Source organism: Streptomyces sp. NPDC002265, assembly GCF_040296125.1.
Classification (GTDB): Bacteria; Actinomycetota; Actinomycetes; order Streptomycetales; family Streptomycetaceae; genus Streptomyces.
This window is the reverse complement of the sequence record NZ_JBEOWS010000448.1, coordinates 1-6,657: the sequence shown is the minus strand read 5'-3', so window position 1 is coordinate 6,657 and position 6,657 is coordinate 1. Positions and strand designations below refer to the sequence as shown.

At 69.6% G+C, this 6,657-nt stretch carries 5 protein-coding genes and 2 pseudogenes; 1 reads left to right on the top strand and 6 read right to left on the bottom strand.

Annotated elements, in window-relative coordinates; translation table 11 throughout:
- Window positions 1-186: 186 nt before the first annotated feature.
- From ABT085_RS42105 to ABT085_RS42085, 5 genes are all read right to left on the bottom strand, one after another.
- On the bottom strand, window positions 187-552 hold the full coding sequence (locus ABT085_RS42105) for a ferredoxin reductase domain-containing protein (RefSeq protein ID WP_351621136.1): 366 nt from the start codon (window positions 550-552) through the stop codon (window positions 187-189).
- A 6-nt stretch (window positions 553-558) separates the two neighbouring features.
- Window positions 559-1,086 carry an FAD-binding oxidoreductase gene (locus ABT085_RS42100; protein WP_351621133.1) on the bottom strand — a complete coding sequence of 176 codons (528 nt, stop codon included), beginning with the start codon at window positions 1,084-1,086 and terminating at the stop codon, window positions 559-561.
- 234 nt (window positions 1,087-1,320) lie between these two features.
- On the bottom strand, window positions 1,321-4,002 hold the full coding sequence (adhE, locus tag ABT085_RS42095; protein WP_351621130.1) for a bifunctional acetaldehyde-CoA/alcohol dehydrogenase: 2,682 nt from the start codon (window positions 4,000-4,002) through the stop codon (window positions 1,321-1,323).
- 102 nt (window positions 4,003-4,104) lie between these two features.
- Window positions 4,105-4,902 carry a CBS domain-containing protein gene (locus tag ABT085_RS42090; protein WP_351621139.1) on the bottom strand — a complete coding sequence of 266 codons (798 nt, stop codon included), beginning with the start codon at window positions 4,900-4,902 and terminating at the stop codon, window positions 4,105-4,107.
- A gap of 300 nt (window positions 4,903-5,202) precedes the next feature.
- Window positions 5,203-5,451: a hypothetical protein gene (locus ABT085_RS42085; protein WP_351621127.1), complete on the bottom strand. Its 249-nt coding sequence runs from the start codon at window positions 5,449-5,451 to the stop codon at window positions 5,203-5,205.
- Here ABT085_RS42085 and ABT085_RS42080 point away from each other — a divergent pair.
- A pseudogene (locus tag ABT085_RS42080) lies at window positions 5,336-6,359 on the top strand (RNA-guided endonuclease InsQ/TnpB family protein). The gene ABT085_RS42085 and the pseudogene ABT085_RS42080 overlap by 116 nt on opposite strands.
- 127 nt (window positions 6,360-6,486) lie before the next feature.
- Here ABT085_RS42080 and ABT085_RS42075 read toward each other — a convergent pair.
- Window positions 6,487-6,657 (bottom strand): annotated as a pseudogene (locus ABT085_RS42075) (IS200/IS605 family accessory protein TnpB-related protein); the annotation flags it as partial.

Here is a 6,657-nt window from a genome sequence, read left to right as displayed (position 1 = left end):
TCTGGCCGTCGGGCTGACGGCGTCTGTCTGTGGAGCCGGTGTAAGACCTCAACGGAGTACTCCGGGCGGGCAGTCGGCGATGAAGCAGAAACCCCAACGGCGCGAGCCGTAGGACTCCCCCTCCTTCAGGAGGGGGAGGAAGTCAAATGTGGTCCTTCCTCGGGTTGTCAGGGGATACGGCGTGGTTCACGCCGAGGTGTCGGGCAGCCACAGGTCGGGTCCGAAGACCTCGTAGCGAATACGTCGCGCGGGGACGCCGGCGCCGAGCAGTTGTCCGCGCACCTCTTGCATGAAGGGCAGCGGGCCGCAGAGGAACACCGTGGCGTTGTCGGGGAGTTCGGTTGTGTTCAGGTCCATCAGGTCGGTGTGCGCGGCGGGTTCCTCCGAACCGGGGCGCTCGTACCAGAAGACGGCGCGGGCGCTCGGCAGTTGCCCGACCAGGTCGCGCGTCTCGGCACGCAGGGCGTGGTCGCCGGGGGAGCGGTCGGCGTGCAGGACCAGGACCGGACGGATCGAGCGGAGGGCGGCCAGGCGGGCCAGGATGCCGGTCATGGGGGTTCAGCCGATGCCGGCCGAGATCAGCACGACGGGGGTGGTGGCATCCACCGGGTCGTCGAGGAAGACGTCGCCGAACGGCGCGGACAGCAGCAGTTCGTCCCCGGCACCGACGTGGTCGTACAGCAGGGTGGAGACCTCGCCGTCCGGCCCCTCGGCGTCCCCCTTGCGCCGCTTCACGGTGATCCGCCGCAGTTCTCCGCCGGGGTCCGAGGAAAGGCTGTACTGGCGCAGCTGGTGCACGCCGTCGGCCATGCGTACGCGGACGCTCACGTACTGGCCCGCGCAGGTATGCGGCGGGCGTTCGCCGTCTGCCGGGCGGAGCAGGAAGGACACGACGTCGGGGGTCTCGGTACGGCGTTCGACGACCTTCCAGGGCCGCCAGATTCCGCCGGGCTGGACACCCGTGTCCTGGTGATCTCGTCGAGCGCTCCGGCCACGGCGGGCAGGGTGGTCCGTACGAGGGCGGCGGATTCCGCGGACAGCATGGAAGCTCCCGGGAAGGGCGGATGAAGGGGAAGGGAGCCGCATCGACTTGGGCGGCGGTCTCCTGTGCAGCAGTCACCGGGCCACGTCTCGGCGCAGTTCGGCGGGCGGTGGGCCGAAGAAAGGCCGAAGAAAGGCCGAAGGGCACCATCACCTGGGGCGTACCGACCCACAGGGCTTGTTCGACCAGGGCCGGACGGCGGTGCGGTCGTGGCCCCGCGGACCCCTGCCCACCGCCGTCGTCGAAACCCGACCGGCGCCGAGGCACCGGCACGCGAGTTATGGCCGTTCAGCCCGTTCGGCTTCCGGGCGGCCGTAGAAGGCAGTCCGCATCAACTCCCGCATGTCGGCGAGCATCGGCATCCGCGGGTTGGCGGGCGCGCACTGGTCCTCGTAGGCGTTCAGGGCCTGTTGGGGCAGGGCGTCGAGGAAGGTGCGCTCATCGACGCCGAGGGCCTGGAACGTCGCCTCGATGCCCACGGCGTCGCGGAGCCGTTCCACCGCCGAGGCGAGGGACTCGACGCCCTCGGCCGGGGTGGTGGCGGGCAGGCCTAGGGCGCGGGCGATGTCCTGGAAGCGTTCGGGGGCGTGGTAGTTCTCGTACTTGGGCCAGCCGGTGAGCTTCGTGGGGACGGTGCCGTTGTAGCGGATGACGTGCGGCAGGAGAACGGCGTTGGTGCGGCCGTGCGCGATGTGGAAGGTAGCGCCGAGGGTGTGAGACATGGCGTGGACGATGCCGAGGAAGGCGTTGCCGAAGGCCATGCCGGCGATGGTGCCGGCGTTGTGCATCTTCTCCTGGGCCTTCGGCCGGGCCGCGCGGTCGTTCACCGCGGCCTCGATGTTGTCGAAGATCAGCCGGATCGCGTGCAGGGCGAGGCCGTCGGTGAAGTCGTTGGCGTAGACGGACACGTATGCCTCGATGGCGTGGGTGAGGGCGTCGAAGCCGCTGTCGGCGGCCAGCGAGCGGGGCAGCTCGGTGGTGAGCAGCGGGTCGACGATGGCCACGCTGGGGGTGAGGGCGTAGTCGGCCAGCGGGTACTTCTTGCCGGTGGCGGGGTCGGAGATGACGGCGAACGGGGTCACTTCGGCGCCGGTGCCGGAGGTGGTGGGGATGCACACCAAGCGGGCGAGTTTGCCGAGGACAGGGAAGCGGAAGGCGCGTTTGCGGATGTCGGAGAACTTGTGCCGCATGTCGGCGAAGTCGACGTCCTTGCCCTCGGCCTGCTGTTCGTACAGCAGCCACATCACCTTGGCCGCGTCCATGGGGGAGCCGCCGCCGAGGGCGATGATGGTGTCCGGGCGGAAGTCGCCCATGAGGCGGGCGCCGCGTCGGACCGAGTCGATGCTGGGCTCGGGTTCGACGTTGTCGATGACCTGGATGGTGACCGGTTCACGGCGGCGTCGCAGGACGCGCTCGACCCGGTCGACGAGGCCGAGGCGGGTCATCGTCGCGTCGGTGACGACGGTGACGCGGTGGACGTCCGGTATGGAGGTGAGGTAGCGGATGGACTGCGGCTCGAAGTAGATCTTCGGCGGGACCTTGAACCATTGCAGGTTGTTGCGGCGCACCGAGATCCTCTTGACGTTCAGCAGCTGGGCGGCGGAGACGTTGTTGGACACCGAGGTGCTGCCCCAGGAGCCGCAGCCCAGTGTCAGCGACGGCAGCAGGCTGTTGTAGATGCCGCCGATGGCGCCCTGCGAGGACGGGGCGTTGACGATGATCCGTACGGCCTTGATGCGCCGGCCGTACGCCTCCGCCAGCTCCATGTCCCCGGTGTGGATGACGGCGCTGTGGCCCTGTCCGTGGAAGGCGACCATGTCGGCGGCCAGGTCGAAGCCCTGCTCTTCGGAACCGGCCCGCAGGACGGCGAGGACCGGGCAGAGCTTCTCGCGGGTGAGGGGCTCGCCGGGGCCGACCCGGTCTGCCTCGACCAGGATGAGAGAGGTGTCGGCGGGCACGGAGAAGCCCGCCTGTTCGGCGATCCACGCCGGGCTCTGCCCGACGGCCGCGGAGTTGACCTTGGGCTCGCAGCCCCCGCCTGCGGTGCCGACGGGGAACAGGAAGGTCTCCAGCTTCGCCTTCTCCTCGGCGGTGGCCAAGTGGGCGTGCAGGGTGCGGAATTCGGCGAGGACGGCGTCGTAGATCCCCTCGTCCAGGATGACGGCCTGTTCGGAGGCACAGATCATGCCGTTGTCGAACGACTTGGACAGCACCAGATCGTTGACGGCCCGGCGGACGTCGGCACTGCGGTGGACGTAGGCGGGAACGTTGCCGGCGCCGACGCCCAGGGCGGGCTTGCCGGCCGAATAGGCGGCCTTGACCATCGCGTTGCCGCCGGTGGCGAGGATCAGCGAGACACCCGGGTGCCGCATCAGGGCACCGGTCGCCTCGACGGACGGGATCTCGATCCACTGCACGCAGTGTTCCGGCGCCCCTGCGGCGACCGCCGCGTCGCGCACGATGCGGGCGGCCTGGGCGCTGCAGCGCTGGGCGGAGGGATGGAAGGCGAACACGACCGGGTTGCGGGTCTTCAGCGCCATCAGCGCCTTGAAGATCGTGGTGGAGGTCGGGTTGGTGACGGGCGTGATCGCGCACACCACGCCTACCGGTTCGGCCACCTCGGTCATGTCGTCGATGTCGTCACGGGCGATCACGCCGACCGTCTTCATCGGGCCCATGCTGTGGGTGACGTACTCGCAGGCGAACATGTTCTTGGCCGCCTTGTCCTCGAAGACACCGCGCCCGGTCTCTTCCACCGCGAGCCGCGCGAGCTCGGTGTGCGCGTCCAGGGCGGCCACCGAGGCCTTCTTCACGATGTGGTCGACGTGCTCCTGATCGAGCGCCTCGTAGTCGGCGAGCGCCTTGAGCCCGTTCGTCACCAGGCGGTCCACCGCGACGGCGGTGTCGGACGGTGTGCTGGCAGGGTCGGTGATCGCGCTACGGTCGTCGTGGCGGGTCATGGGGGCGAGCCTCCGTCGTCGAGAGGGCGGCGCCGCACGGGTGGCGGCGCGGAGAGGGGCCTTGCGCGGGACCGGTACCGCTCCCACCAGCAGCGTCTCTCGTCAGCGGGGTCCCGCCCCAGGTCCCGTTGGTCCCTTTGAAGGGCTGATCGGCCCCGTAGTCGACGGGCCGGGTGTCCCGCCGGACAGACCCAGGCCGTGTGAGAGACCAGGGGCCGGAGGATTCCCGGAAGGGAGGGTGTCGTCGATCTGGTGGGTCAGGCTGTTGACGACGCCGACCACCCCGTCGACCCGGTACGTTAGCCGGATCGCGAGCGGAATGTCGCTGCGGTGCCGCACGGTCCCTTCCAGCGTGGCCATGCCGTCCCGGACCGAGACGGCCACGCTGTGGGCCGGCAGCCCGAGGGCGCGGGTCAGCACCTCTTCGTGGACCTCCTGGCGGATCTCGTCGTCCGTGCGCAGGAAGACCCGCAGCAGATCGCGTCGGGTGGCGATGCCGATGAGCCGGTCCTCCTCGTCCACGACCGGCAGGCGCTCGACGCCGTGACGCTCCATCACGCGCGCGGCGTCCGCGATCCGCTGTTCCGGATGTACGGTGATCGGGGGCGTCGACATCAGTTCGCGCGCCGTGACGGCGCGTGCGACGGACTCAGTGAGGCTGGCGGAGCGGCCCAGTGGGGGCATCCGGAACCGCCGTGCCCACCCGCCCGTGGGCCGGCCTGCCTGGCGGCGTATCAGATCGGTCCCGGAGATCACCCCCACGACCTTGTCGTCGCCGTCCACGACGGGCAGACCGCTGATCTGGTGCCGGTCCAGCAGCCGTACCACGTCCTTGAACGACGTCTCCGGGTGTGCCTCGACGACGTCGACGGTCATCACCTCACCGACGATGCGGGGCATGGCACTCACCGGTGTTCTCCGAGGATGCCCCGGCCTTCAGGCCGGGGAGGAATCGGATTCCTGCGGAGCAGGGCAGGGAAAGCCGAGTCGCCCTCCGGGCGATCGGCGTCTGCAATGGTGGTGCGGTGTTCGCCCTTGATGCGTGGATGGTCTCGGGGTTGGGTGTCGGTCCTGGTTCGGGACGGGGAGGGCGATGCGGGTTCTTTCATGTTTCGTGCCTCGCGGCGTGGTGATGGGGTGGCAGTATGACGGCGTGACGAGCGCACAGGGTGTGGGAGAGGCCGGGTATGCCCGGTACACCTACCGTCTTCGTGTGTCGTCGACCGCGCTGGCCCGGTTGGATGCGGAGTGGGCGCGCTGTCGGTGGGTGTGGAACGAGTGTGTGGCCATGTCCCGCAAAGTCCACGCCCTGAACAGGGGCGCCGTCGAGCAGGTGACCTGCGGTCCGGCGCAGCTGGACAGGATGCTGACCGAGGCGCGCGGTGCGATGGTGTGGCTACGTGAGGGCAGTTCGGTGCCGCAGCAGCAGACGGTCCGGGACTTCGCCAAGGCCCGGGCGAGGGCGCTCAAGGACATCAGGGCCAGGATGCCGGTGCGGCAGCGGGCCGGGATGCCCCGGATCAAGCGCAAGCGTGAGGCGCCGGTGTCGCTGAACTACACGCGGCGCGGTTTCCGGCTCGAGGACGGCCGCCTGCACCTGGCCGGCAACATCGCTGTGACCGTGGTGTGGTCCCGCAAGCTGCCCGCCGGGGCCGACGTCGGTGCGGGTGTACCGCGACAGGCTCGGCCACTGGTACGCATCCTTCGTCGTGAGGGCCAGGATGGAGCCGCTTCCTGTCACGGGACGCGTGATCGGCATCGACTGGGGTGTGAGGGAGACCGCGACCACCACCTCTGGTGCCCACGACCTTGCCCACCCGCAGCACGGTCGGACCGCCGCGCAGCGCCTGGCCCGCTACCAGAAGATGATGGCCCGCCGTCGCACGCCGAAGAACCGGCCGGACACCGGCGGCTACCGCGCGGCTCGCACTGCGGCGGCGAAGGTTTCCAGGAAGATCGCCCGGCAGCGGCAGGACACCGGCCGCAAGTGGGCCAAGGCCGTGGTCCGCGACCACGATGTCCTGGCGGTCGAGGACTTCCGCCCGAAGTTCCTCGCCCGGTCCACGATGGCCCGCAAGGCTGCGGACGCTGCCGTCGGTGCGACCAAGAACGCGCTGGTCGAGATGGCCCGCAAGCACGGGCGCATCGTGCATCTGGTCGACCCTGCGCACACCACCATGGATTGCGCGCGGTGCGGAGCGAGAGCCAAGCACGCACTGCCTCTTTCCGAACGAACGTATACGTGCACCGCGTGTGGAGCCGTGTCCCCCAGGGACAAGAATTCCGCGCGCGTGATGCTCGTCCGGGCTGGTCTCGACCCGGCTGGTGCTGATCTCGTAAGACCTGCCACCTGCTAGGTGCCGGGCGAAGTGAGCCAGGAATCCCCCTCCTTCAGGAGGGGGAGGAGTCAATTCCTTTCTCGTCGTACCTCGGCATGAGTACGGGCCGAGAGCCGTGTCGGGGGAACCGTCCCGGCCACCGTTCCTAAGGACTGAGCGGGAGTGAGTCCTGTCTCCAGGACTGTGGTTGCTCAGCCGAACGCCCCGAACGGTGTTGGGCGTTCTGGTCGCCCGCTTTCGCTCCGCTGCCGGGCGGCACGCATCCGGTGCGTGGTCCGGGAAGGCGGGGGCGGGGTCCCTCACGCCTTCGGGTGTC

Coding starts and splice junctions, on each gene's coding strand:
- ABT085_RS42105 (WP_351621136.1), bottom strand. CDS start 552: ATGACCGGCATCCTGGCCCGCCTGGCCGCCCTCCGCTCGATCCGTCCG.
- ABT085_RS42100 (WP_351621133.1), bottom strand. CDS start 1,086: ATGCGGCTCCCTTCCCCTTCATCCGCCCTTCCCGGGAGCTTCCATGCT.
- adhE (WP_351621130.1), bottom strand. CDS start 4,002: ATGACCCGCCACGACGACCGTAGCGCGATCACCGACCCTGCCAGCACA.
- ABT085_RS42090 (WP_351621139.1), bottom strand. CDS start 4,902: ATGCCCCGCATCGTCGGTGAGGTGATGACCGTCGACGTCGTCGAGGCA.